Genomic DNA, 24,182 nt, shown 5'->3' with positions numbered 1-24,182 from the left:
CGCGCGGGCCATCCGCCTTGGCGCGGACCTCGTGGGGCAGGCGGCCCGCGCGCTGCCAGCCGCGCGCCACAGCGCCGAGGCCCTGTCCGATCACCTGTCCGACGTCGTGACCCAGCTGCGCATCGCGATGTTCTGCACCGGATCGGCCGACCTTGCGGCGCTGCGCCGCGCGCCGCTGCTGGTGCCGGGGCCGGGTGGCCAATGGTCGCAAGCAACGGGGATGGAAACCGGCGATGCGGGACTGTAGTCTGCGCGGATCGCCGGTCCGGGGGACAAGATGAGCGCACATGCCCTGCCCAAGGCAGATCTGACCGCCACCAGCCTGATCGTCTCGGGCGGCATCATCGCCGCGTGGCTGGCCCTGCATGTGCATGCGCTGTGGTTTCTGGACGCGGCGGCGCATCCCATCCTGGCGATCGCGAATTTCCTGGGGCTGACCTGGCTGTCGGTCGGTCTGTTCATCATCGCGCATGACGCGATGCACGGGTCGGTCGTGCCGGGGCGTCCGCGCGCCAATGCGGCGATGGGCCAGCTGGTCCTGTGGCTGTATGCCGGATTTTCGTGGCGCAAGATGATCGTCAAGCACATGGCCCATCACCGCCATGCCGGAACCGACGACGACCCCGATTTCGACCATGGCGGCCCGGTCCGCTGGTACGCGCGCTTCATCGGCACCTATTTCGGCTGGCGCGAGGGGCTGCTGCTGCCCGTCATCGTGACGGTCTATGCGCTGATCCTGGGGGATCGCTGGATGTACGTGGTCTTCTGGCCGCTGCCGTCGATCCTGGCGTCGATCCAGCTGTTCGTGTTCGGCACCTGGCTGCCGCACCGCCCCGGCCACGACGCGTTCCCGGACCGCCATAATGCGCGGTCGTCGCGGATCAGCGACCCCGTGTCGCTGCTGACCTGCTTTCACTTTGGTGGTTATCATCACGAACACCACCTGCACCCGACGGTGCCTTGGTGGCGCCTGCCCAGCACCCGCACCAAGGGGGACACCGCATGACCAATTTCCTGATCGTCGTCGCCACCGTGCTGGTGATGGAGTTGACGGCCTATTCCGTCCACCGTTGGATCATGCACGGCCCCCTGGGCTGGGGCTGGCACAAGTCCCACCACGAGGAACACGACCACGCGCTGGAAAAGAACGACCTGTACGGCCTGGTCTTTGCGGTGATCGCCACGGTGCTGTTCACGGTGGGCTGGATCTGGGCGCCGGTCCTGTGGTGGATCGCTTTGGGCATGACCGTCTATGGGCTGATCTATTTCGTCCTGCATGACGGGCTGGTTCATCAGCGCTGGCCGTTCCGCTATATCCCGCGCAAGGGCTATGCCCGCCGCCTGTATCAGGCCCACCGCCTGCACCACGCGGTCGAGGGACGCGACCATTGCGTCAGCTTCGGCTTCATCTATGCGCCGCCGGTCGACAAGCTGAAGCAGGACCTGAAGACGTCGGGCGTGCTGCGGGCCGAGGCGCAGGAGCGCACGTGACCCATGACGTGCTGCTGGCAGGGGCGGGCCTTGCGAACGGGCTGATCGCCCTGGCGCTGCGCGCGGCGCGGCCCGACCTGCGGGTGCTGCTGCTGGATCATGCGGCGGGACCGTCAGACGGCCATACCTGGTCCTGCCACGACCCCGATCTGTCGCCGCACTGGCTGGCGCGGCTGAAGCCCCTGCGCCGCGCCAACTGGCCCGACCAGGAGGTGCGCTTTCCCCGCCATGCCCGGCGGCTGGCCACCGGTTACGGGTCGCTGGACGGGGCGGCGCTGGCGGATGCGGTGGCCCGGTCGGGCGCCGAGATCCGCTGGAACAGCGACATCGCCCTGCTGGATGAACAGGGGGCGACGCTGTCCTGCGGCACCCGGATCGAGGCGGGCGCGGTCCTGGACGGGCGCGGCGCGCAGCCGTCGCGGCATCTGACCGTGGGTTTCCAGAAATTCGTGGGCGTCGAGATCGAGACCGACTGCCCCCACGGCGTGCCCCGCCCGATGATCATGGACGCGACCGTCACCCAGCAGGACGGGTACCGATTCATCTATCTGCTGCCCTTCTCTCCGACGCGCATCCTGATCGAGGACACGCGCTATTCCGATGGCGGCAATCTGGACGACGACGCGCTGGCGGCGGCGTCCCACGACTATGCCCGCCAGCAGGGCTGGACCGGGGCCGAGGTCCGGCGCGAACGCGGCATCCTGCCCATTGCGCTGGCCCATGACGCGGCGGGCTTCTGGGCCGATCACGCGGAGGGGCCTGTTCCCGTGGGACTGCGCGCGGGGTTCTTTCACCCGGTCACCGGCTATTCGCTGCCCTATGCGGCGCAGGTGGCGGACGTGGTGGCGGGCCTGTCCGGGCCGCCCGGCACCGACGCGCTGCGCGGCGCCATCCGCGATTACGCGATCGACCGGGCACGCCGCGACCGCTTTCTGCGCCTGCTGAACCGGATGCTGTTCCGCGGCTGCGCGCCCGACCGGCGCTATACCCTGCTGCAGCGGTTCTACCGCATGCCGCATGGACTGATCGAACGGTTCTATGCCGGCCGGCTGAGCGTGGCGGATCAGCTGCGCATCGTGACCGGCAAGCCTCCCATTCCCCTTGGCACGGCCATCCGCTGCCTGCCCGAACGTCCCCTGCTGAAGGAAAACGCATGAACGCCCATTCGCCCGCGGCCAAGACCGCCATCGTGATCGGCGCAGGCTTTGGCGGGCTGGCCCTGGCCATCCGCCTGCAGTCCGCGGGCATCGCCACCACCCTGGTCGAGGCCCGGGACAAGCCCGGCGGGCGCGCCTATGTCTGGCACGATCAGGGCCATGTCTTCGACGCGGGCCCGACCGTCATCACCGACCCCGATGCGCTCAAGGAGCTGTGGGCGCTGACCGGGCAGGACATGGCGCGCGACGTGACGCTGATGCCGGTGTCGCCCTTCTATCGACTGATGTGGCCGGGCGGGAAGGTCTTCGATTACGTGAACGAGGCCGATCAGCTGGAGCGCCAGATCGCCCAGTTCAACCCGGACGACCTGGAAGGATACCGCCGCTTCCGTGATTACGCGGAGGAGGTGTATCAGGAGGGCTACGTCAAGCTGGGCACCGTGCCCTTCCTCAAGCTGGGCCAGATGCTCAAGGCCGCGCCCGCGCTGATGAAGCTGGAGGCCTATAAGTCCGTCCATGCCAAGGTCGCGACCTTCATCAAGGACCCCTATCTGCGGCAGGCGTTTTCGTATCACACGCTGCTGGTGGGCGGGAATCCCTTCTCGACCAGCTCGATCTATGCGCTGATCCACGCGCTGGAGCGGCGCGGCGGGGTCTGGTTCGCCAAGGGCGGCACCAACCAGTTGGTCGCGGGCATGGTCGCGCTGTTCGAACGGCTTGGCGGCCAGATGATGCTGAACGCCAAGGTCGCCCGGATCGAGACCGAGGGCGCGCGGACCACGGGCGTCACCCTGGCGGACGGGCGGTCTTTAAGGGCCGACATGGTCGCCAGCAACGGCGACGTCATGCACAACTATCGCGACCTGCTGGGCCACACGGCCCGCGGGCAGAGCCGCGCGAAATCGCTGGACCGCAAGCGCTGGTCCATGTCGTTGTTCGTGCTGCATTTCGGTCTGCGCGAGGCGCCCAAGGACATCGCGCATCACACCATCCTGTTCGGCCCCCGCTACAGGGAGCTGGTCAACGAGATCTTCAAGGGCCCGAAGCTGGCCGAGGATTTCTCGCTGTACCTGCATTCGCCCTGCACGACCGATCCGGACATGGCGCCTCCGGGCATGTCCACGCATTACGTGCTGGCCCCCGTGCCGCATCTGGGCCGCGCCGAGATCGATTGGGCGGTCGAGGGGCCGCGCTATGCCGACCGCATCCTGGCGTCCCTGGAGGAGCGGCTGATCCCGAACCTGCGCGCCAACCTGACCACGACGCGCATCTTCACGCCCGCCGATTTCGCCAGCGAACTGAACGCCCATCACGGCAGCGCCTTCTCGGTCGAGCCGATCCTGACGCAATCCGCGTGGTTCCGGCCGCACAACCGCGACAAGACGATCCGCAACTTCTATCTGGTCGGCGCGGGCACCCATCCGGGCGCGGGCATTCCGGGCGTCGTGGGCTCGGCCAAGGCCACGGCCCAGGTGATGCTGTCCGACCTGGCGGGCGCATGAGCGATCTGGTCCTGACCTCGACCGAGGCGATCACCCAAGGGTCGCAAAGCTTTGCCACGGCGGCCAAGCTGATGCCGCCGGGCATCCGCGACGACACGGTGATGCTCTATGCCTGGTGTCGCCACGCGGATGACGTGATCGACGGTCAGGCCCTGGGCAGCCGCCCCGAGGCGGTGAACGACCCGCAGGCGCGGCTGGACGGCCTGCGCGTCGACACGCTGGCGGCCCTGCAGGGCGACGGTCCGGTGACCCCGCCCTTTGCCGCGCTGCGCGCGGTGGCGCGGCGGCATGATTTCCCGCAGGCCTGGCCCATGGACCTGATCGAAGGCTTCGCGATGGATGTCGAGGCGCGCGACTATCGCACGCTGGATGACGTGCTGGAATATTCCTATCACGTCGCAGGCATCGTCGGCGTGATGATGGCCCGCGTGATGGGCGTGCGCGACGATCCTGTCCTGGACCGCGCCTGCGACCTGGGGCTGGCGTTCCAGCTGACCAACATCGCGCGCGACGTGATCGACGATGCGCGCATCGGGCGGTGCTATCTGCCGGGGGACTGGCTGGACCAGGCGGGCGCGCGGATCGACGGGCCGGTGCCGTCGCCGGAGCTGTACACAGTGATCCTCCGGCTGTTGGATGCGGCGGAACCCTATTACGCGTCGGCGCGGGTGGGTCTGGCGGATCTGCCACCGCGCTGCGCCTGGTCCATCGCCGCCGCGCTACGGATCTATCGCGCCATCGGGCTGCGCATCCGCAAGAGCGGGCCGCAGGCCTATCGCCAGCGGATCAGCACGTCCAAGGCTGCCAAGATCGGCCTGCTGGGCGTCGGGGGCTGGGATGTCGCGCGATCACGCCTGCCGGGGGCGGGCGTGTCGCGGCAGGGCCTCTGGACCCGGCCGCATCACGTCTAGGCGCGCGCGGCGTAGGGCAGAACCCGTTCCAGCAGGGCCGCGATTTCCGGAGCCTGAAGGCGCTTGCTGCGCAGCATCGCGTCCAGTTGGGCGCGGCTGGCCTCGTAATGACGGGACACGTTCTGCAGGTCTGACACGGCCAGAAGGCCGCGCCGCGGGCCGGGGGCCGCCGCATCGCGACCGGTATCCTTGCCAAGAGCCGCCTGGTCGCCCACGACGTCCAGCAGGTCGTCATAGGACTGGAACACCCGGCCCAGCTGACGGCCAAAGTCGATCATCTGGGTCTGCTCCTCGGCGTCGAACTCCTTGATCACGGCCAGCATCTCCAGCCCGGCGATGAACAGCACTCCGGTCTTCAGGTCCTGTTCCTGTTCGACCCCCGCGCCGTTCTTGGCCGCGTGCAGGTCCAGGTCCTGGCCGGCGCACAGGCCCTGCGGCCCCAGGGACCGCGACAGGATCCGCACCAGCTGCGCCCGCACCGTGCCCGACGCGCCGCGCGCACCGGCCAGCATGGCCATCGCCTCGGTGATCAGGGCGATGCCGCCTAGCACGGCGCGGCTTTCGCCATGCGCCACATGGGTCGCGGGCTGGCCGCGGCGCAGCCCGGCATCGTCCATGCAGGGCAGGTCGTCGAAGATCAGCGATGCGGCATGCACCATCTCGACCGCGCAGGCGGCGTCGACGATCGTGTCGCAGACCCCACCCGAGGCCTCTGCCGCAAGCAGCATCAGCATGCCGCGGAACCGCTTGCCCGACGACAGCGCGCCATGGCTCATGGCCGCGCCGAGCGGCTGCGACACGGCACCGAATCCCTGGGCGATCTCCTCAAGTCTGGTCTGCAGAAGGGTGGCGTGGATCGGGTTGACGTCTCGTCTCATCAGTGCCTTCGCGCTTGGGTTCTGACCTGGCGGGAAGGTCAGGCCGGGGCGGCACCCCGTGACCCGTCATCCACCGTCAACAGTCCCCATGTTGGAACGGTTCACGCCCGATTGCGAGCCTTTTCGACGGCGACGCGGGGTCGCGCGGCAATTTGTCCAACAAGGTCAGTGGACCGGCGCGCCGATGGCCGCGCGCAGCCAGGCATCCTTGGCCGGAAACACCCGCGCCGCATCGTGATCGGCCAGGATCGTCCGGCGCGCGGCGCGGCGCAGGTCGGCCGCGTCACCCGGATTGTCCAGCACCCAGGCCATCGCGTCCGCGACCTCGTCCGCGTCGTCCATGTCGACGATCAGGCCGTTCTCCATGTCGCGGACCAGTTCGCGCACCGGGGCGGTGTTCGATCCGATCACCAGGCATCCGGTGGCCATCGCCTCGGACAGGGACCAGGAGGTGACGAAGGGCTCGGTGAAATAGACATGCGCGTGCGAGGCCTGCAGCGTGCGGACATATTCATCGCGCGGGCGCATGGCGTTCACGTGGATGCGGCGGTGATCCAGGTCCAGCTGGTCGATCATCCGCAGCCACCAGCTGTCGCCGCGCGCCAGCGGTCGGCCATAGGACACGCTGTCATTGGCCAGGATCACCGTGTCGAAGTCGTCACGCCGCGCCTGCAGGCGGGCGACGCCGCGCAGGAATTGCGGAAAGCCGCGCAAGGGCTCCATCCCGCGGGTGGCATAGGTGATCACGGGGCGGTCGGCGGGCAGGCGCAGCCAGTCGAAATCGATGCGCGCCTGCGGGTCGGGGCGGTGCAGGTCGCAATCCACCCCATCTGGCATCACGGTGATCTGGCGGCGCAGGACCGGAGGAAAGCGGCTGGCCTGGAACAGCGTCGGGCACCAGCTGGCATCGGCCAGGTCGAATTCGCCGGTGATCGGCAGGTTGCGCATCCGGTCCGAGATCATCACCGCCAGGTCGGCGGGCTTTTCCGCCCGGCGCTTGTCCCAGTTGCGGTCGGTGTAATACCATTCGTGATAGGCGACATAGGTGCAGTCGGGCCAGACCAGCTTGACCCCCAGCCCCACGCCCCAGCCCGCATGGGCCACCACGACGTCGGGGACATAGCCTTCGGAATGGCGCATGCGGAACATCAGCTCGGTCGCGCCCCGGCAGTTCTGCGCGGCGTGGTCCAGGATGTGACGCGGATCGCCCGTGGGGATCGTGGTGTCGCGCAGCGCGAATCGGCGGGTGCAGATGCCGTCATGGGCAGGGTCGGCGTCGATGCCGCCATGCATGAAGGTGACGTCCCAGCCCTGGCCCGCCAGCCAACGGCCCAGGAACTCGAACTGGCCGGGGCCGGACAGGTGCAGAAACAGGATGCGCGGCCGCTGCGCCACGGATGTCGCGACCGTCATGACCGGGGAACCGTCTGCCAACCCGTGCAGCCCGCCGCCAGTAGCGGCTGCTGATCGGTGCGGTTCACGATGGCCTGCACGCGGGCATGGGCGACGCCCAGGTCCAGCCGCGCCTTGGTCGCGACCAGGAACGTCGCATCGCCGTCCATGACCGCGTGGACCGCGGGAAACGCCGCCTGCAGCAGGTCGCGGATCGCGGGCAGGGGGCCCGTTCCATGGATCAGCAGGACGCCGCCGTCGCCCGACAGGCGCCGCCCGGCGTGGCGGATGCGCGCCAGCGCGTCCGCACCATGCAGCCAGTCCTCATCCGCCCTGGCGACGATCGCATCCAGCCGCGGCGCATCGGGTGCCGCATCCGACAGCTGCGCTGGCCGGAACGCCGCGCCAAGGTCAAGCGCCTGCATCGCCGCTAGGGGCCAGCCCGCCGCGGGGTGATGCACCGTCAGGCCGGGCACCAGGGCCAGCACCGCAATGGTCAGCGGCAGATGCGCCGGCCCTGTCACCATCACGTGCCGCAGGGCCGATGTCGCGCAGAGCAGCCCAAGGCAGCGACGCGCCCAACCCTCGACCGGCATGGCCGGGTTCAGCGCGTCGATCATGCCCAGGGGGGTGCCGTCGTCGTCCAGCACCTGCACCCGGCGGTCATCCAGCATGCGCAGCGCCGCCCCATCCAGGCGGTGCAGGCCGTGATTGATCGCCCGCGCGCGGGCCCGGACCGGGGCGTCGGTCGCCCGCAGCCAGGCGCGGTGGAAGGGCGTGACCCAGGAAAACGCGTCGCGGTTGTCCAGCAGCTCGACCGCCTGCTGGACGGCGATGGCCAGCGGACCGTCCAGGTCCAAAGACAAGGGCAGGCCGCCGGGCTGCGTCCCGGCCAGGGTCACGCGCCGCGCACGCCAGGCATGGCGCTGGACGGGGCCGGTCTGGAGCCGCGTCTCGGCACGGTTCAGGTGCAGGTCAGACAGTGACGACAGGCGGGGGTTCAGCACGTGGATCAGGTCCGCCCCCCGCCGCAGGGCCAGCAGGCGCACCGGCACGCCAAGGGCGGGGGCACAGACGCATCCGTCGCCGCTGCCCGTCAGCGCATCGCCCAGCAGGCGCATCGCGACACCGGTCAGCGGATCGTCGGCCCGCGCCTCTGCCGGGCGCAGACCAAGTCTGGGGTCATCATGGGTCAGCTGCGCGGTCATCGTGGGGCCCGCGCGGACATTACAGCCGACTAAAGAAGGCGCCGCCCAGGGGCGTGGCGCCATCCGCGGTCAGCAGCGCGTCCATCCGCGGAACGGCGACGCCAAGACCCAGGGCAACCTGGATGCCCCGGACCCCGCGCGGCGCGGACCAGCCGCGCACGGCCAGCATCACCCGCTGCCAGACGGCGGACCCGGTAGCGGTGTCGCGGATGTCGCTGCGCAGATGCGCCGTGTGGATCACCGTGATCCAGCTGGCGGAATGGGTCCGCATCGGTTCGAACGCGAACAGCGCAAAGGCCACCGGCTCGGCCTCCAGCGATACGACGACGGCACCGTGATAACCGCTGTCGTCATGGACCTGTGCCAGCAGGCGCTCCACCTGCGGCTGGTCGAAGGGCAGGTCCGCGAACAGGCTTTCCCGGTGCATCTGGCGGGCCAACGGCACGATCAGGTCGGGCCGGGCGGCGTGCCTGCCGACGGTGACATCGGTGCGGCGCAGCAGGGCGGGGGGCAGGTCGGTATGGAGTGTCATGATCCCAAGCGGCCCAGCCTTGCCGTTGCCGACATGCTGGGCCTGTCCAATGACCGCAGGCCGGTCCTTACGAATACAGCGGGCGGTCGTTGCGGGCGTGGCGGGCGGCCAGCGAGCGTCCTTCGCGACCCTTCAGGAACGGGATGGCCGGATCGGTCTCGGTCATCGCCTCGAAATCGGGGAAGATCGCGCGCAGTTCGGACAGCTGGTCCTGGCTGAGAAAAGTCAGCGCCTGACGCCCGGGGAACAGGCTTTCGGCCTCGATCCCCTCGACCGACAGGATTTGGTGGTCTGCGAACATCAGGTGCAGGTACTGGACGCTGCGGGCGTCGCCGTCCACGTCGATGCCGTTCACGCCGATCAGCGGCTTGACCGCGACCAGCACCTCGGGGGCGCCGAACATCGTCTCGGCGATGGCCGAGCGGATGACGACGCGGTGCTGGGGCGAAAAGCGGATGTCGCGCAGGGGCAGGCCGTTGCCGAAGGCGCCGGCGGGCACCAGGATCGGCAGCAGCTTGGGGTTCCCCGCCAGATCGACCGCATCCAGCCTGCGCGAACCGATCCAGGCCAGGGCCTTGGGGCCGTTGCGGGTGATGACCGTGTCGCCCTGGCGCAGGGTCTCGATCGGGACCGCGCCGCGGGGGGTGTCGATCAGCGTGCCGGCGGTGAAGCAGACCGCGTTGATCGCCTCGAAATTGGCAAAGCCCGACCGTGATGCCACGGTCGATCCGTCGCGAAGCGTCATCGTCCCATAGGAGACCGTGCCCTGCAGGATGCGCGGATAGGCCAGGATCGAGCCGATGTCGCTGTCGCTGTAGACGTTGGTGACCAGGTCGGCCTTGCCGTCGCCGTCGGTGTCCATGGTGACGTTGCCGCTGGACAGCGTCAGGGTCCAGTCCCCGCGCAGGTTCAGCGTGTCCTGACCCTTGCCGCCATCCAGCTTGGCGCCGCTGCGCATCTTGTCGGCATCCGACAGGCTGTGGTCCGGCTTCATGTCGAACCACAGGACGTCGTCGCCCTTGCCAAGGTCCACGCGCGCGCCGAACGACTGCTCCAGCTTCAGCGTGTCGTCGCCGTCGCCGGTAGAGATCGTCTCGAAGGTGGTGCGCGACAGATGGGCCATGTCGTCACCGGTGCCCATGTCAACCTGGCCGAAGGCGACGCGGGCGCCCTGGCCGGACAGGTTTCCGCCCTCCAGCGTGTCGTCGCCGCCCTTCATGCTGATGTCGTACACGCTGCGGTTGTCGCCCGGCTCGGTTTGCCGGCTGAACGCCCAGTCCGACAACGTGACGTTCTGGGTTCCCTCCGAGGAGTTGCCCTGAAGAATGGTCGCGCCATCGCCATCATAGCTGCCAAAGATCGTGGCCATGACAGTCATCCCTCTTGAAAACGATTCTTGTTAACTTTGTATAAACGGCGTTACGCCCGCATGGCCACGGTTGTCAACAAGATCCACGCACACGGCATGCGTGAAGACCGGTTTGGAGACCAATCTCGCACATCGTGCAATTCGTTGATTAATCTATGAACTTACCGGTTCACATTGCACGTTGTGCAGGGCCGGTCCGGGTTGATCCAACGCGGAGGACGGAGGCCGGCGTCCGCGTCGAATCTGCAACTGGAGGCTGTAAATTTGTGCGCTGTTAACTGTTTATTTACGGGTCAGCGGAACAGCAGCACGGATCGGCGGGAATCGATCAGCATGCGCGTGGTGACCGATCCGATGATCAACCGGCGGATGCGGCTGTGCCCATAGGCCCCCATGACCAGCAGGTCGTGATCCTGCTGTTCGATCCGTGCGATCAGCGCGCTGTCGGCGCTGCCGTCCAGCAGTTCGGCGCGCGCATCGCGGCCGGCGGCGCGCAGGCGCAGGATCGCCTCCTCCAGCTGGACCTGCGCCTCGCGGTTGGCCGGGGCGGCCATCGCCACCTCGATCCGAAGCCCGTCGAAGACCGGGCTGGAGGCCACGTGATCGACCGCCTTCATCGCCGAGGCCCCGCCGTCAAAGGCCAGCATCACGCTGGCGATGGGGCGGAAGGCGCGGGCGGCGACCAGGACCGGCACCTTGGCCGCGCGGACCACGCGTTCCAGGTTCGATCCGGGATGGTCGGCCGCGAAATCGGCGGCCTCTCCGCGCTTGCCGATCACGATCAGGGCGGGGCCTGCGGCCTTGCCGGTCGCATGGGCGATCAGGTCGCCCTGTTCCAGGCGCGTCTCGACCCGCGCGGCGCCTGCGCCCAAAGTCAGGTTGCGCGCATCCTCCAGCAGAGCGCGGCCCTGCGCGTTCGCCAGGCGCGCGCGCTGTTCGTCAAGGCTTGCCAGCTCGTCCAGCAGGGCGCTGCGCGCGCCGAGGCGGATCGTGCCGGACAGGTCCTGCGACGGGGCGGGGGACCTGCGGCCCAGGACGTGCAGCAGCTCGACCGGCATGCCGCTGCGCGCCGCAAGCCAGCCCGCATGTTCGCACACCGAGGCCGCGTAGACCGAGCCGTCCACCAGGGCGATGATCTTGTCGTTCATGTGCCGTCTCCCCCTCTAATGCGCCGTCAGCTTGTCCAGGGCGCCGGGCTTGTCATGGATGGCAAGCCGGTCGACCAGCGTCTCCGAGGCGGCGTTCATGCCGATCAGCTGCACCTGCGCGCCGTCGCGCCGGAACTTCAGGATCGCCATGTCCAGCGCCTGCACCGAGCTGATGTCCCAGATATGCGCCCCTCTGACGTCGATGGTGACATGATCCAGCGGTTCTGCAAAGTCGAACGCGGCCATGAAGTCCTCGACCGAGGCATAGAACATCTGCCCCTCGACGACATACGTCCGGCTGCGGCCGTCCGCCGACAGGGTCGAGGTCACGCGGAACAGCTGCGCGATCTTGGCGGCGAAGAAGATCCCCGACAGCAGCACGCCCACCAGCACCCCGATGGCCAGGTTGTGGGTCCAGACGACCGTGGCGACGGTTGCCAGCATCACCACCGACGACGAGCGCGGATGGGTGCGCAGGTTGGCCAGCGACGACCAGCTGAAAGTGCCGATGGACACCATGATCATGATCGCGACCAGCGCCGGCATGGGGATGCGGCTGACCAGATCGCCCAGACCCACCACCAGGATCAGCAGCGCCACCCCGGCGGTGAAGGACGACAGCCGCCCCCGCCCGCCGGATTTGACGTTGATCATCGACTGTCCGATCATGGCGCAGCCCGCCATGCCTCCGATGAAGCCGGTGGCGGTGTTGGCCAGGCCCTGGCCGATGCATTCCTGGTTGCGGTTGCTGCGCGTGTCGGTCAGCTCGTCCACCAGGTTCTGGGTCATCAGGCTTTCCAGCAGGCCCACGATGGCGACCGCGATGGAATAGGGCAGGATGATCTGCAGCGTCTCCAGCGTCAGCGGGATGTCGGGGATCAGGAACATCGGCAGCGTGTCGGGCAGCGCGCCCATGTCGCCCACCGTACGCACGTCCCATCCGAAGGTCATCGCAAGCCCGGTCAGCACGACGATGGTGACCAGCGGCGACGGGATCGCCTTGGTGATGCGCGGGAACAGGTAGATGATCGCCAGCGACGCCGCGACCAGCACGTAGGTGAACCAGGTCACGCCGGGTGCGGACAGGTCCAGTTCGGGCAGCTGCGCCATGAAGATCAGGATCGCCAGCGCGTTCACGAACCCGGTCATCACCGATTTCGAGACAAAGCGCATGAAGCGTCCCAGACCGGCCAGGCCACAGCCGATCTGGATCAGGCCGGCCAGCACGGTGGCCGCCAGCAGGTATTCAAGCCCGTGATCGCGCACCAGCGTGATCATCAGCACCGCCGTCGCCGCCGTCGCGGCCGAGATCATGCCGGGACGCCCCCCGGTGATCGCGGTGATAACCGCGATCGAGAAGCTGGCATACAGCCCCACCTTGGGGTCCACGCCCGCGATGATGGAAAAGGCGATGGCCTCGGGGATCAGCGCCAGGGCCACGACAAGGCCCGAAAGCAGGTCAGGCCTGATGTTGCCCAGCCATTCGTTCTTGTAGGTCGTCAGTGAAAACATGTGTCATCCGTTCCTGACCGGGCCGTCGTGGCCTGCGGTCCGACAGTCAAGTGTCAAGGTTCGAATTGTCCGGCGGATCGGCGGCCGGAAGAGCCACCCGGAATCTCACCGGGTCCATGCACGTGTCGGGCTGATAGCCGCAAAGGGGCTGCTGGCGCAACCCCATTGCGGCCGGGGGGCGTCAGCCTCGGGTGCGCAGCAGGCCCATGATGTCCTTGGTCCGCTCCAGGATCGGCATGGAGACGGCCGCCGCGCGGTCGGAACCGTCGGCCAGGATCGCGTCGATCTGGGCGGGGTCGGCCATGTATTCGGACATGCGCCGGGTGATGGGCGACAGCGCCTCGACCGCGACCTCGGCCAGGGCGGGCTTGAACGCGCCGAAGCCCTGACCCTCGAACCGGGCCAGGACCTGGTCGGGGGTCTCGTCCGTCAGGGCGGAATAGATGTTGATCAGGTTGCGCGCCTCGGGGCGATCCTTCAGACCGTCCATCTGGCCGGGCAGGGGATCGGCATCGGTGCGCGCCTTGCGAATCTTCTGGGCGATGGTGTCGGCGTCGTCGGTCAGGTTGATGCGGCTGGCATCCGACGGATCAGATTTCGACATCTTCTTGGAGCCGTCGCGCAGGGACATGACCTTGGTGGCCACACCTTCGATCAGCGGTTCGGTGATCGGGAAATGGGTGACGCCATAGTCGTGGTTGAACTTGGCCGCGATGTCGCGGGTCAGTTCCAGGTGCTGCTTCTGATCCTCTCCGACGGGCACGGCGGTCGCCTGATAGGTCAGGATGTCGGCCGCCATCAGCGCCGGATAGGCCAGAAGGCCCAGGCTGACGTTCTCGGCGTTCTTGCCGGCCTTGTCCTTGAACTGGGTCATCCGGTACATCCAGCCCACGCGCGCGACCGTGTTGAACAGCCACGCCATCTCGGCATGGGCGCTGACCTGGGACTGGTTGAACAGGATCGACTGCGCGGGGTCCACGCCCGACGCCATGAAGGCCGCCGCCGCCTCGCGCGTGCGCGACAGCAGGATCTGGGGGTCCTGCCAGACGGTGATCGCGTGCAGGTCGACGATGCAGTAGATCGTCTGCGCGTCCGGGCCCTGCAGGGCCGCGAACCGCTTGAGCGCGCCAAGGTAGTTGCCAAGCGTCAGCCCGCCCGACGGCTGGATGCCGGAAAAGATGCGCGGGCGGAACTGGGCGTTGATCGGGTCGGACATGAGCGGCCTGCCTTGGAATTTCCTGCCCGCTGGCTTAGCGGTTGACCGGTGCCTTCGCAACCCAAGGAAACCCCATGCGATCAAGCCTGCCTGAATCGCCGCTGAACCCGCTGCCGCCCGTGATCTGGCTGCTGACCCTGCCCGTCATCGCCTCCGAGGCGGTCTTTGCCCTGGGCGGCGCGGGCCTGATCGGCGGGGCCGAGGGCGTGGGCCTGCGCCTGTCCGCGATCCGCATGGCGGCGTTTCCGCCCGAACTGGCACAGCGGGCCTGGACGTTGGGGGCGTTCGATGTGGAACAGATGTACCGGTTCCTCAGCTTCGTGTTCATCCATGTCAACGCCATGCATGCGCTGTTCGTCGTGGTGTTCACGCTGGCCCTGGGGAACATGGTCGCGCATAACTTCCGCCCCTGGGCGGTGCTGGCGCTGTATTTCGGGTCGGCCATCGGCGGTGCGCTGGTCTATGCCGCGATCATCCAGGCGGTGGGCGCGCGGTCCGCGCCGCTGATCGGCGGCTATCCGGCGGTCTATGGGCTGGTGGGGGCGTTCACCTTCCTGATCTGGACGCGGCTGGCGGCAGAGAACGCGAACCGGATGCGGGCCTTCACGCTGATCGGCATGCTGCTGCTGTTCCAGCTGGTCTTCGGCCTGATCTTCGGCGGCGCGGGCCTGGGTTGGATCGCCGAGATCGCGGGCTTTGGGTTCGGGTTCGCGCTGTCCTTCGTGCTGGTCGACGGGGGCATGGCCCGCGCGCTGGCGCAGCTGCGCCAGCGTTAACCGCGCCGGACGGCGGCGCGCAGTTCCGACGGGCGATAGCCGACGATGACAAAGGCCAGCGCGAAATAAAGCGCGGCGCCGCCAAAGACCAGGATCGCCAGCCCCGCGCCGCGACCCAGGCCTGCGGCTTCCAGCCAGCCGCGGGTCGCCCACAGGACGGCGGCCATCAGCGCGGATGCCAGCAGGATGCGCGGGAACGACCGGCGCAGGCGCGCATCGGCGCGCGCCGCCTGACCCATCGACCGGGTGCCCCACCACAGCTGCGCCACCATGATCCAGGCCGCGATGGTCGTGCCAAGCGCCGCCGCCAGGAACCCGAAGATCGGCATCAGGCCAAAGGCCGCGACGGCGTTCACCACCATCGAGATCAGGGCAAAGCGGAACGGGGTCCTGGTATCCTCGCGCGCGAAATACAGCGGCTGCAGGATCTTCTGCAGCACGAAGGCGGGCAGGCCGAAGGCATAGACAATCAGCGCCGCCGCCGTCTGCTGTGTGTCGAAGGCGGTGAAGGCCCCGCGTTCGAACAGCGTGCTGACCATCGGTTCCGCGATCACCGCGATCGCGAAGGCCGAGGGCAGCGTCAGGAACAGTCCGAACTCCGTGGCGCGGGAATAGGCCGACTGGCCGCCCGCGTGATCCTCGGCCCGGATGCGACGGGCCAGTTCGGGCAGCAGGACGACCGCGACCGCCGCGCCCACCACGCCCAGAGGCAGCTGATACAGCCGGTCGGAATAGGACAGCCAGGCGATGGCCCCCTCGAACCGCGATCCGACCTGACGGCCGACCAGCAGGTTGATCTGCACGACCCCGCCCGCGAATGCCGCGGGCAGGGCCACCGCGATCAGGCGGCGCATGTCGGGCGTCAGGCGCGGGCGGTGCGGCCAGAACGTGTATCCCGTCCGCCGCGCGTCCCACCAGACCAGCGCCAGCTGCGCCACCCCGGTGACGGGCGTGGCCCAGGCCAGGGTCAGGCCGAGGTCCCATCCCTGCCAGCGCCCCAGGCCCATCGCCACGATGAACAGCAGGTTCAGCAGCACCGGCGCCGCCGCCGCGGCCGTAAATCGCCCGTTCGCGTTCAAGACGCCCGAGATCATCGAGGCCATCGAGATCAGCAGGATATAGGGGAACGTGATCCGCCCGTATTCGACCGCCAGGTCGAACCGTTCATCTCCCGCGAACCCCGACGCCATCAGCCAGACCAGCCCCGGCATGAAGATCATCGCCACCGCCGACAGCGCCAGCACCGTCATGAACAGTCCCGAGAACGCCTCGCGCGCGAAACGCTGCGCGTCGGCCGGATCGTCCAGCTTCTTCGAGAACATCGGGATGAAGGCGGTGTTGAACGCGCCCTCGGCGAAGAAGCGGCGGAACATGTTGGGCAGGGACAGCGCGATCAGGAACGCCTCGGCCACGGCGCCGGTGCCCAGCCAGGCGGCCATCAGGATGTCGCGCACGAAACCCGACGCGCGCGAGATCAGCGTCCATAGCCCAACGGAGAGGAACCCCCGCACCAATCCGGATTTCATGCCTGTTCAGCCTCGGCCCGTTTCACGCCGTCGGCGATCGCCGTGCGCAGTTTCTTTTCCAGCCCGTCACGTTTCGCGGGGCTGTGCAGCTTCAGGCCGAACATGTCCTTGACATAGAAGCTGTCGACCACCTGCGCCCCATAGGTCGCAATGACGGCGCTGACAATCTGGATGTGGTTCGCGGCCAGCGTCCGCGTCAGGTCGTACAGCAGGCCAGGGCGGTCGCGGGTGTCGACCTCGATGATGGTATAGATGTCGCTGCCTTCGTTGTCGAAGGTGATGTGGGTCGGGAACTTGAACTCTCGGTTGCGCTTTTTCGGCTTGTCCCGGCTGGCAAAGGCCTCGCGGGCGACGATCTCTCCGGCCAGGGTGCGCAGGATGGTCTGGCGCAGGCGGGGCAGGCGATCCTCGGCAAAGGGATGCCCCTCCGCGTCCTGGACCCAGAAGACCGCCGTCGCATAGCCGTCCCGCGTGGTATAGGTGCGCGCGTCGACCACGTTCGCCCCGGTCAGCGTCAGCGCCCCGGCCAGCCGCGAGAAGATGCCCGGATGGTCCGACAGCACGAAGGCCGCGCGGGTCGCATCCCGGTCGGGATCGGCGCGCAGGTCGATGCGGATCTCGTCCGCGCCCAGGCCGGACAGAAGGTCGGCAAAGACGGCCTGGGTCTGGGTCTGCAGGCCCGACCAATAGGCGTCGTAATGGCGCCCCAGTTCGGCGCGGATGGTGCGGGCGTCCCAACCCTTGGCGATCAGCAGGTGGCGCAGCGACCGTTTCGCCTCGGTCTGGCGACGGTCGCGGTTCAGCTCCTCCAGCCCATTCTCCAGCGCGGCCGCGGTCTCCTGGTGCAGCTGGCGCAGCAGCGCGGCCTTCCAATTGTTCCAGGTGCCCGGGCCCACGCCGCGGATGTCGCAGACGGTCAGCACCAGAAGCATGTCCAGCCGCTTGCGGGTCTTCACCGCCTTGGCAAAGTCGCGCAGCGTGCGCGGGTCGCTGATGTCGCGTTTCTGCGCCACGTCGGACATCAGCAGGTGATGGCGCACCAGCCATTCGACCGTGTCGATGTCGTCCTGGGCAAAGCCGAAGCGCGCCGCGATCCGCCGCGCGATACGCGCCCCCAGGATCGAATGATCCTCGGGGCGGCCCTTGCCGATGTCGTGCAGCAGCGTCGCCAGGTACAGCACCCGCCGGTTCACGCCGGCCTGGATGATCTCCGAGGACAGCGGAAGGTCCTCAGGATGTTCGCCGCGCTCGATCTCGGCCAGGGCGGCGACGCATTGGATGGAATGTTCGTCTACGGTATAGTGGTGATACAGGTTGAACTGCATCATCGCGACGACGGGTTCGAATTCCGGGATGAAGGCGGCCAGCACGCCCAGTTCGTTCATGCGCCGCAGCGCGCGTTCGGGGTTCCCGTGCCGCAGCAGCAGGTCCATGAAGATGCGGATCGCCTCGGGGTCGGACTGCACCTTGTCGTCGATGCGGTCCAGGTTCGCGGCCACCAGGCGCAGCGCCTCGGGGTGGATCAGCACGCCGGTGCGCAGGGCCTCCTCGAACAGGCGCAGGATGTTCAGCGGGTCGGCCAGGAAGGTCGCCTCGGTTTCATAGGACAGGCGACCCTGTTGATCGACGAAACCCGCGCGCATCTTGCGCCGCCGACGGAAGATGCGGCCCAGGAAGGGTGCTGCGCGGACATGGCGGGTCTCCAGTTCCGTCAGGAAGACGCGGGTCAGCTCTCCGACGCGGGTGGCGTGACGAAAATAGTCCTGCATGAAGTACTCGACCGCGCGCCGGGCGGTGGTGTCGACATAGCCCATGCGCCGCGCCACCTCGACCTGCATGTCAAAGGACAGCACGTCCGACGGCCGCCCCGCGATCAGGTGCAGGTGGCTGCGCACCGCCCACAGGAAATCCTCGGCCTGCCAGAAGGCCAGATGCTCGTCGCGGGTGAAGACGCCCAGATCGACCAGCTCGACCGCCCTGTCGACGCGGTGGATGTATTTCGCGATCCAGTACAGCGTCTGCAGGTCGCGCAGGCCGCCCTTGCCCTCCTTGACGTTGGGTTCCAGGACATAGCGCTGGCCGCCCTGACGGGTGTGGCGCGCGGCGCGTTCCTCCAGCTTGGCCTCGATGAACTCGGGGATGGTCCGCTCGAACAGTTCCGCCCACAGGCGGGTGCGCAGCTCCTCGGCCAGGGGGGCGTGGCCCGTGACCAGGCGGTGTTCCACTAGCGAGGTGCGGATCGTCATGTCCGCCGCACCAAGGCGCAGGCAGTCGTCCACGCTGCGGATCGAATGGCCGATCTTCAGCTTCAAATCCCACAGCATGTACAGCATCGATTCGACGACGCTTTCCGCCCAGGGGGTGATCTTCCACGGGGTCAGGAACAGCAGGTCCACGTCGGAGGAGGGCGCCATCTCGGCCCGGCCATAGCCGCCGACGGCCAGCACGGCCAGGCGCTGCGTCTCGGACGAGGACTGCTGGGGGTGCAGGCGCGTCGTGGCCACGTGGTGGACCGCGGTGACCAGCGCATCCGTCATCATGGCGATGGCACGCACCGTCTCGCGCGCGGCGCGGGGATGGGTGGCAAAGGCGGCCTCGATCGCCTCCATCGTCACGGATCGCGTCAGGGCCAGCATCGCCACGGTCTGCGCGCGGATCTGGCGGGGGTCGGTGGTTCCCGCCAGCTGCCGGTCCAGGCGGGCCAGCAGCTGGTCGGTGTCCAGGTCGGGTCGGGCCGCGACGATGGTCATCGGTCGGTGCGTCCGGCCCCGGTCACGACCCCAGCCCGCGCGAATTGCGCGGTGCGGGGTCCAGCACGACCAACTGGCCGCCGCGGATGGTGGCGACCGCCAGGCCACGCTGAACGGTGCCATCGCGCTGCAAGCGGAAGACGCCGCCCACGCCGTTGAAGCCCGCGCGCTGCGTCAGGCCCGTGGTGGTCAGCGCGTTGCGCTGTCCATTGCGCACCAGCGAGGAGATCGCCGCGACCCCGTCATAGGCCAGCGAGGCCAGCTGATGGGGCGCCTCGCCATAGGCACCGGCATAGCGGGCCTCGAACTGGCGCTGCAGGGTCTGGTCGGGGATCGCGAACCACCCCTCGGCCAGCTGCGGCATGCCAAGACGCGACGAAGGCTGGTCCCACCGGGTCAGGCCGATCATCTGCGTGCCGGGCGACCGCACGCCCGCCGCCGCCAGCTGTTCGGTCAGATAGGGCAGGACGGCCTGGTTGTTGGCGGTCATGAAGACCGCGTCGATCGACCCCGACGTCGCGGCCTGGGTGATGCGGGGCACCACGCCGTCGACCCCGGTGATCGAGACCGGGTGGTCTACCCGACCCGCCATGCGGGCGCCGTTGCGGGCGATCGCGGCCTCGATCGCGCGGCCGCCCAGCTGGCCCGCCACGTCGTTCTCGGCCACGACCAGCACGTTGCGCTTGTTCTGCGTCATGCCGTACCCGACCAGGCGGTCGGCCACGTTCTCGAAGCTGTTGCCCAGGATGAAGACGTTGCCGCCCGCGACCTGGGTGTTGTTGGAAAATGTCAGCACGTTGATGTTGCGCGCCTTCATGGCGTTGCCCACCGCGTTGGCGCCTTCGGCGAACAGCGGGCCCAGCACGATCTGCGCGCCCGCGTCGGCGGCGGCATTTGCCTGGGCCACCGCGCTTTCGGTCGATGCGCCGCTGTCATAGACGCGCAGGTCGATGGTCGCACCCTGGGCGTCGGCCGCGGCCATGCGGGCCGCATTCTTCAGGCTGCGGGCCAGCCATTCCAGGTCGTCCGACCCGGTCCCGCCCGGCGCCAGCAGCGCCACGCGCACCGGTTCGGACGGGTCGATCAGGGGGCCCGTCTCGGGGCCGCTGGCCTGCGTGGTGCCGCCGGTCGGCTCGCACGCGGCCAGAAACAGGGCCGATACCACCGTCGCCGCTTTCAAAAGGACATGGCGCAGACCCGCAGGCCGGGTTGTGGCGAAGGCTGACATGTGAAACTTCCCTGCTTTATGTTATGACGCGCGCGGATGGCGGCAGCCTATGTCCTGTCTTTGCGATTGGCAATCAGCGCCGGCCCCGTGCGGGCCGGAACCGGAGGCAGGATGACCGACCGCCGCGACCCCCCGAACCATGGGCCGAACCCCAGGCCGAACCATGAGCCGAACTCTGGGCAGGACCCCGCCCGCCGCCTGGCCGCGCATGTCGAGGCCGCGCGCCTGGACCCCGGCCTGTACCTGGTCGCGACCCCCATCGGGGCGGCCCGCGACATCACGCTGCGCGCGCTGGACGTGCTGAACAGCGCCGACATGCTGGCGGCCGAGGACACGCGCGTGCTGCGCCATCTTCTGGACATCCACGGCGTGCCGCTGCGCGGGCGGCGCATCCTGTCCTATCACGACCACAACGGCGACCGGGCGCGTCCCGCGCTGCTGGCGGCGCTGTCGGACGGGGCCAGCGTGGCGTACTGTTCCGATGCGGGCACGCCGCTGGTGGCCGATCCCGGCTATCGCCTGGCGCTGGACGCGGCCGAGGCCGGGGCGCGGGTCCATGCGCTGCCGGGGCCATCCTCGGCGCTGGCGGCGCTGTCGCTGGCGGGGCTGCCAAGCGACCGGTTCCTGTTCCTGGGCTTTCCGCCGCCCACCCAGTCCGCGCGCCAGACCTGGCTGCGCCGCTGGATGGCGGTAGATTCGACGCTGATCCTGTTCGAGAGCCCGCGCCGCGTGTCCCGCACGCTGGAGGATCTGGCCCTGATCGACCCCACCCGCATCACCGTCGTCGCGCGCGAGCTGACCAAGAAGTTCGAGGAGGTGATCCGCGGCACCGCTGCCGACCTGTCCGCCGATCCGCGCATGGCCACGCTGAAGGGCGAGGTGGTGATGGTCCTTGACCGCCCCTCCGCCGTGGAGATGGACGAGGACCGCGTGCGCGCCGTCCTGACTGCGCATATGCGCACCATGTCCGTCAAGGACGCCGCCCGCGAGGCCGCGCAGGAGCTGGGCCTGCCGCGCCGCGACGTCTATCAGCTGGCGCTTGGGCTGGCGGATCGTGACTGAGCCGGGCGGCAGGCGCGCGGGCCGGGGCCGCACCGCCGACCTGTCCGGCCGCCTGGCCGAGGAGAGCGTCCTGCGCCTCTATCACCAGCGCGGCGCGCAGGTTCTGGCCACGCGCTGGCGCGGGCAGGGGGCCGAGATCGACCTGATCGTGCAGGACGGTCCCGACCTGGTCTTCGTCGAGGTCAAGGCGTCGCGCAGCCATGCCGACGCCGCCCTGCATCTGCTGCCCGCGCAGATGCGCCGGATCACCCAAGCCGGGCTGGAATATTGCGACCGACAGGGCCTGGGCGAGGTTTCCATGCGTTTCGACGTGGCGTTGGTGGATGCCACCGGTCGGGTGGAGCTGATCCCCAATGCCTTCGGCGAGGTCTGAGGCAGGCTTGCATCCGCCCCGGCGGCGGGCCACAACTTGTCCGAAATTCAGGAGGGCCCCATGAGCCTGTATGTCGCCTTGCAGATGGACCCGATCGAGGATGTCTCGATCCACGCCGACAGCACCTTCCGCATCGGCCTGGAGGCCGAGGCCCGCGGCCACCGGCTGTTCCAGTACACCGTCGATCAGCTGCGCTATGACGAAGGGCGCATCGTCGTGCGCGGCCGCCCCGTCACCCTGCGCCGGACCGAAGGCGACCACGTCACCTTCGGCGACTGGACCGAGGTCGAGGCCGGCGATTTCGACGTGATCTGGCTGCGCCAGGACCCGCCCTTCGACATGGGTTATGTGACCTCGACCCATCTGCTGGACCGGGTGCATCCCCAGACGCTGGTGGTCAACGACCCGTTCTGGGTCCGGAACTGCCCCGAAAAGCTGATGGTGCTGGATTTTCCCGACCTGACGCCGCCCACCATGATCGCCCGCGACCCCGCTGCCTTCAAGGCGTTCCGGGCGCGCCACGGAGAGATCATTGTCAAGCCGCTTTACGGCAACGGCGGGGCGGGGGTGTTCCACCTGAAGCCCGGCGACCCGAACCTGTCGGCCCTGCTGGAGACCTTCGCGGGCATCAACCGCGAACCCATGATCGCGCAGAAATACCTGCCCGCCGTGGTCAAGGGCGATAAGCGTATCATCCTGGTCGACGGCGAACCCGTGGGCGCCATCAACCGCGTCCCGCAAGAGGGCGAGGCCCGGTCGAACATGCATGTCGGCGGGCGCGCCGAGAAGATCGGCCTGACCGAGCGGGAATTCGAGATCTGCACCCGCATCGCCCCCGTGCTGCGCGAGAAGGGCCTGATCTTCACCGGCATCGACGTCATCGACGGCTGGCTGACCGAGATCAACGTGACCTCTCCCACCGGCATCCAGGAGCTGGAGCGGTTCGACGGCATCAATGCCGCCGAGGCCATCTGGGAGGCGATCGAGCGGCGCGTGGCCGCCAAGGGCTAGCCCCCCGCGACGAAGGGCAGGCGATAGCTGATCGCCTCGGCCAGGTGGCGGGTCAGGACATGGTCCGACCCGTCCAGATCGGCGATGGTGCGCGCGCTGCGCAGGATGCGGTGATAACCGCGCGCCGTCAGGCCCAGCCTTTCCGACGCCTTCAGGATCAGCGCGCGCCCGTCCGCATCGGGCGCAGCGATCGCGTCCAGCAACGGTGGCGGCGCATCGGCGTTCACCGTGACGCCGGGATGGTCGCGGAACCGCTTAGCCTGGATCGCGCGGGCCGCGGCGACGCGGGCTGCCACCGTCGCGGACGTGTCGCCCGCCGGCAGGTCCTGGTCGGTGAGGCTGACGCCCGGCACCTCCAGCCGCAGATCGAACCGGTCCATCAGCGGCCCGGAGATCTTGCCCAGATAGCTGTCGCCGCAGACCGGCGCGCGCGAACAGGCCCGGCCCGGATCGGCCAGATAGCCGCAGCGGCACGGGTTGGCCGCCGCGATCAGGAGGAACCGGCTGGGATAGCGGATATGCGCGTTGGCGCGGCTGACGAAGACCTCGCCTGTCTCGACCGGCTGGCGCAGGCTTTCCAGCACCTTGCGGTCGAATTCCGGCAGCTCGTCCAGGAACAGCACGCCGTTATGGGCCAAGCTGATCTCTCCCGGCTTGGCCTTGGGGCCGCCGCCGACGATGGCCGGGGAGGACGCGGTGTGGTGCGGGCTTTGAAAGGGCGCACGGCGCGAGATCTGGCCGTTCTTCAGCAGCCCCGCCACCGAATGCACCATCGAGGTCTCCAGCGCCTCGCGTGCGGTCAGGGGCGGCATCAGGCCGGGCAGGCGTGCCGACAGCATGGATTTGCCAGCGCCGGGGGGACCGACCATCAGCAGGTGATGACGCCCCGCGGCGGCGATCTCCAGCGCGCGTTTGGCGCGTTCCTGGCCGCGGACATCGGACAGGCACGGGGGCTGGGGACCGTCGACGACCTGGCCGGGGCGGGCCGGCACGATGGGCGCGCGGTCGGTCAGGTGATCGACCACGGCGCGCAGCGTGTCGGCGGCCAGGACGGGAACCTGTTCGATCCACGCGGCCTCGGCGCCGCAGGCGCGCGGACAGATCAGCGCGCGGTCGCCATCCGCCGCCGCGACGGCGGCG

The 24,182-nt window shown here is 68.7% G+C and carries 22 protein-coding genes and 1 other annotated feature; of the genes, 10 read left to right on the top strand and 12 right to left on the bottom strand.

The window, feature by feature from the left end:
* The 6 genes from FHD68_RS09915 to FHD68_RS09890 all read left to right on the top strand — a co-directional run.
* A partial coding sequence (locus FHD68_RS09915; protein ID WP_208863757.1) for a hypothetical protein occupies positions 1-247 on the top strand: 247 nt, incomplete at its 5' end.
* A 30-nt stretch (positions 248-277) separates the two neighbouring features.
* On the top strand, positions 278-1,006 hold the full coding sequence (locus tag FHD68_RS09910; protein WP_127898117.1) for a fatty acid desaturase: 729 nt from the start codon (positions 278-280) through the stop codon (positions 1,004-1,006).
* On the top strand, positions 1,003-1,491 hold the full coding sequence (locus FHD68_RS09905; protein WP_127898118.1) for a sterol desaturase family protein: 489 nt from the start codon (positions 1,003-1,005) through the stop codon (positions 1,489-1,491). The genes FHD68_RS09910 and FHD68_RS09905 overlap by 4 nt, the downstream gene beginning before the upstream one ends.
* On the top strand, positions 1,488-2,648 hold the full coding sequence (gene crtY / locus FHD68_RS09900) for a lycopene beta-cyclase CrtY (protein ID WP_127898119.1): 1,161 nt from the start codon (positions 1,488-1,490) through the stop codon (positions 2,646-2,648). Before FHD68_RS09905 ends, crtY begins: the two co-directional genes overlap by 4 nt.
* Positions 2,645-4,150 (top strand): phytoene desaturase, encoded by a 1,506-nt coding sequence (locus tag FHD68_RS09895; protein ID WP_139085606.1) that lies wholly within the window; start codon positions 2,645-2,647, stop codon positions 4,148-4,150. The genes crtY and FHD68_RS09895 overlap by 4 nt, the downstream gene beginning before the upstream one ends.
* The gene (locus FHD68_RS09890; RefSeq protein WP_127898121.1) at positions 4,147-5,061 is read left to right on the top strand and encodes a phytoene/squalene synthase family protein; all 915 of its coding nucleotides are present in this window, start codon (positions 4,147-4,149) and stop codon (positions 5,059-5,061) included. Before FHD68_RS09895 ends, FHD68_RS09890 begins: the two co-directional genes overlap by 4 nt.
* On the opposite strand, the gene FHD68_RS09885 is transcribed toward FHD68_RS09890, so the two are convergent.
* The 8 genes from FHD68_RS09885 to trpS form a co-directional block, all read right to left on the bottom strand.
* On the bottom strand, positions 5,058-5,939 hold the full coding sequence (locus FHD68_RS09885; protein WP_127898122.1) for a polyprenyl synthetase family protein: 882 nt from the start codon (positions 5,937-5,939) through the stop codon (positions 5,058-5,060). The two genes, FHD68_RS09890 and FHD68_RS09885, sit on opposite strands and share 4 nt — an antisense overlap.
* 165 nt (positions 5,940-6,104) lie before the next feature.
* A complete protein-coding gene (locus FHD68_RS09880; RefSeq protein WP_127898123.1) occupies positions 6,105-7,352 on the bottom strand; it encodes a glycosyltransferase family 4 protein in 1,248 nt (415 codons plus the stop codon).
* Positions 7,349-8,539, bottom strand: coding sequence for a hypothetical protein (locus FHD68_RS09875; RefSeq protein ID WP_127898124.1), 1,191 nt, complete (start codon positions 8,537-8,539; stop codon positions 7,349-7,351). The genes FHD68_RS09880 and FHD68_RS09875 overlap by 4 nt, the downstream gene beginning before the upstream one ends.
* A gap of 19 nt (positions 8,540-8,558) precedes the next feature.
* A complete protein-coding gene (locus tag FHD68_RS09870; RefSeq protein WP_045982223.1) occupies positions 8,559-9,071 on the bottom strand; it encodes a hypothetical protein in 513 nt (170 codons plus the stop codon).
* Between the two features lie 67 nt (positions 9,072-9,138).
* Positions 9,139-10,440 (bottom strand): Hint domain-containing protein, encoded by a 1,302-nt coding sequence (locus FHD68_RS09865; RefSeq protein WP_164871404.1) that lies wholly within the window; start codon positions 10,438-10,440, stop codon positions 9,139-9,141.
* Between the two features lie 293 nt (positions 10,441-10,733).
* Positions 10,734-11,588, bottom strand: a complete 855-nt coding sequence (locus FHD68_RS09860; RefSeq protein ID WP_127898126.1) for a universal stress protein — start codon at positions 11,586-11,588, stop codon at positions 10,734-10,736.
* Between the two features lie 15 nt (positions 11,589-11,603).
* The gene (locus tag FHD68_RS09855) at positions 11,604-13,100 is read right to left on the bottom strand and encodes a SulP family inorganic anion transporter (RefSeq protein ID WP_127898127.1); all 1,497 of its coding nucleotides are present in this window, start codon (positions 13,098-13,100) and stop codon (positions 11,604-11,606) included.
* 63 nt (positions 13,101-13,163) lie between these two features.
* Positions 13,164-13,219: a sequence feature (sul1 is cis-regulatory element that is thought to sense ions involved in sulfur or methionine metabolism; They are found in Alphaproteobacteria), on the bottom strand.
* 62 nt (positions 13,220-13,281) lie between these two features.
* A complete protein-coding gene (gene trpS / locus FHD68_RS09850) occupies positions 13,282-14,316 on the bottom strand; it encodes a tryptophan--tRNA ligase (protein ID WP_127898128.1) in 1,035 nt (344 codons plus the stop codon).
* 74 nt (positions 14,317-14,390) lie between these two features.
* Here trpS and FHD68_RS09845 point away from each other — a divergent pair, with 74 nt between their 5' ends.
* Positions 14,391-15,092, top strand: a complete 702-nt coding sequence (locus tag FHD68_RS09845; RefSeq protein ID WP_127898129.1) for a rhomboid family intramembrane serine protease — start codon at positions 14,391-14,393, stop codon at positions 15,090-15,092.
* On the opposite strand, the gene murJ is transcribed toward FHD68_RS09845, so the two are convergent.
* Genes murJ through FHD68_RS09830 form a run of 3 tightly spaced genes read right to left on the bottom strand, consistent with a single transcriptional unit; the run spans position 15,089 to position 20,596 of the window.
* Positions 15,089-16,618, bottom strand: a complete 1,530-nt coding sequence (gene murJ, locus FHD68_RS09840) for a murein biosynthesis integral membrane protein MurJ (protein WP_127898130.1) — start codon at positions 16,616-16,618, stop codon at positions 15,089-15,091. The two genes, FHD68_RS09845 and murJ, sit on opposite strands and share 4 nt — an antisense overlap.
* Positions 16,615-19,368, bottom strand: a complete 2,754-nt coding sequence (locus FHD68_RS09835; protein WP_045982229.1) for a [protein-PII] uridylyltransferase — start codon at positions 19,366-19,368, stop codon at positions 16,615-16,617. Before FHD68_RS09835 ends, murJ begins: the two co-directional genes overlap by 4 nt.
* 22 nt (positions 19,369-19,390) lie before the next feature.
* Positions 19,391-20,596, bottom strand: coding sequence for a penicillin-binding protein activator (locus FHD68_RS09830; protein WP_127898131.1), 1,206 nt, complete (start codon positions 20,594-20,596; stop codon positions 19,391-19,393).
* Between the two features lie 111 nt (positions 20,597-20,707).
* Between FHD68_RS09830 and rsmI the strand changes: the two genes are divergently transcribed.
* Genes rsmI through gshB form a run of 3 tightly spaced genes read left to right on the top strand, consistent with a single transcriptional unit; the run spans position 20,708 to position 23,042 of the window.
* A complete protein-coding gene (gene rsmI, locus FHD68_RS09825) occupies positions 20,708-21,658 on the top strand; it encodes a 16S rRNA (cytidine(1402)-2'-O)-methyltransferase (protein ID WP_127898132.1) in 951 nt (316 codons plus the stop codon).
* A complete protein-coding gene (locus tag FHD68_RS09820; protein ID WP_127898133.1) occupies positions 21,651-22,031 on the top strand; it encodes a YraN family protein in 381 nt (126 codons plus the stop codon). Before rsmI ends, FHD68_RS09820 begins: the two co-directional genes overlap by 8 nt.
* 60 nt (positions 22,032-22,091) lie before the next feature.
* The gene (gene gshB, locus FHD68_RS09815) at positions 22,092-23,042 is read left to right on the top strand and encodes a glutathione synthase (protein ID WP_045982231.1); all 951 of its coding nucleotides are present in this window, start codon (positions 22,092-22,094) and stop codon (positions 23,040-23,042) included.
* On the opposite strand, the gene FHD68_RS09810 is transcribed toward gshB, so the two are convergent.
* The coding region (locus FHD68_RS09810) for a YifB family Mg chelatase-like AAA ATPase (RefSeq protein WP_139085603.1) at positions 23,039-24,182 on the bottom strand (1,144 nt) is incomplete at its 5' end. The two genes, gshB and FHD68_RS09810, sit on opposite strands and share 4 nt — an antisense overlap.

Source organism: Paracoccus marcusii, from assembly GCF_006151785.1.
In the GTDB taxonomy this organism is placed as follows: Bacteria; Pseudomonadota; Alphaproteobacteria; order Rhodobacterales; family Rhodobacteraceae; genus Paracoccus; species Paracoccus marcusii.
The sequence above is the reverse complement of the archived record's forward strand: the minus strand, read 5'-3'. Positions and strand labels throughout refer to the sequence as shown.

What these genes read in the sequence shown, in the direction of transcription:
- FHD68_RS09910 (WP_127898117.1), top strand. Translation starts at nt 278, where the DNA reads ATGAGCGCACATGCCCTGCCCAAGGCAGATCTGACCGCCACCAGCCTG.
- FHD68_RS09905 (WP_127898118.1), top strand. Translation starts at nt 1,003, where the DNA reads ATGACCAATTTCCTGATCGTCGTCGCCACCGTGCTGGTGATGGAGTTG.
- FHD68_RS09895 (WP_139085606.1), top strand. Translation starts at nt 2,645, where the DNA reads ATGAACGCCCATTCGCCCGCGGCCAAGACCGCCATCGTGATCGGCGCA.
- FHD68_RS09890 (WP_127898121.1), top strand. Translation starts at nt 4,147, where the DNA reads ATGAGCGATCTGGTCCTGACCTCGACCGAGGCGATCACCCAAGGGTCG.
- FHD68_RS09885 (WP_127898122.1), bottom strand. Translation starts at nt 5,939, where the DNA reads ATGAGACGAGACGTCAACCCGATCCACGCCACCCTTCTGCAGACCAGA.
- FHD68_RS09880 (WP_127898123.1), bottom strand. Translation starts at nt 7,352, where the DNA reads ATGACGGTCGCGACATCCGTGGCGCAGCGGCCGCGCATCCTGTTTCTG.
- FHD68_RS09875 (WP_127898124.1), bottom strand. Translation starts at nt 8,539, where the DNA reads ATGACCGCGCAGCTGACCCATGATGACCCCAGACTTGGTCTGCGCCCG.
- FHD68_RS09870 (WP_045982223.1), bottom strand. Translation starts at nt 9,071, where the DNA reads ATGACACTCCATACCGACCTGCCCCCCGCCCTGCTGCGCCGCACCGAT.
- FHD68_RS09865 (WP_164871404.1), bottom strand. Translation starts at nt 10,440, where the DNA reads ATGGCCACGATCTTTGGCAGCTATGATGGCGATGGCGCGACCATTCTT.
- FHD68_RS09860 (WP_127898126.1), bottom strand. Translation starts at nt 11,588, where the DNA reads ATGAACGACAAGATCATCGCCCTGGTGGACGGCTCGGTCTACGCGGCC.
- FHD68_RS09855 (WP_127898127.1), bottom strand. Translation starts at nt 13,100, where the DNA reads ATGTTTTCACTGACGACCTACAAGAACGAATGGCTGGGCAACATCAGG.
- trpS (WP_127898128.1), bottom strand. Translation starts at nt 14,316, where the DNA reads ATGTCCGACCCGATCAACGCCCAGTTCCGCCCGCGCATCTTTTCCGGC.
- FHD68_RS09845 (WP_127898129.1), top strand. Translation starts at nt 14,391, where the DNA reads ATGCGATCAAGCCTGCCTGAATCGCCGCTGAACCCGCTGCCGCCCGTG.
- murJ (WP_127898130.1), bottom strand. Translation starts at nt 16,618, where the DNA reads ATGAAATCCGGATTGGTGCGGGGGTTCCTCTCCGTTGGGCTATGGACG.
- FHD68_RS09835 (WP_045982229.1), bottom strand. Translation starts at nt 19,368, where the DNA reads ATGACCATCGTCGCGGCCCGACCCGACCTGGACACCGACCAGCTGCTG.
- FHD68_RS09830 (WP_127898131.1), bottom strand. Translation starts at nt 20,596, where the DNA reads ATGTCAGCCTTCGCCACAACCCGGCCTGCGGGTCTGCGCCATGTCCTT.
- rsmI (WP_127898132.1), top strand. Translation starts at nt 20,708, where the DNA reads ATGACCGACCGCCGCGACCCCCCGAACCATGGGCCGAACCCCAGGCCG.
- gshB (WP_045982231.1), top strand. Translation starts at nt 22,092, where the DNA reads ATGAGCCTGTATGTCGCCTTGCAGATGGACCCGATCGAGGATGTCTCG.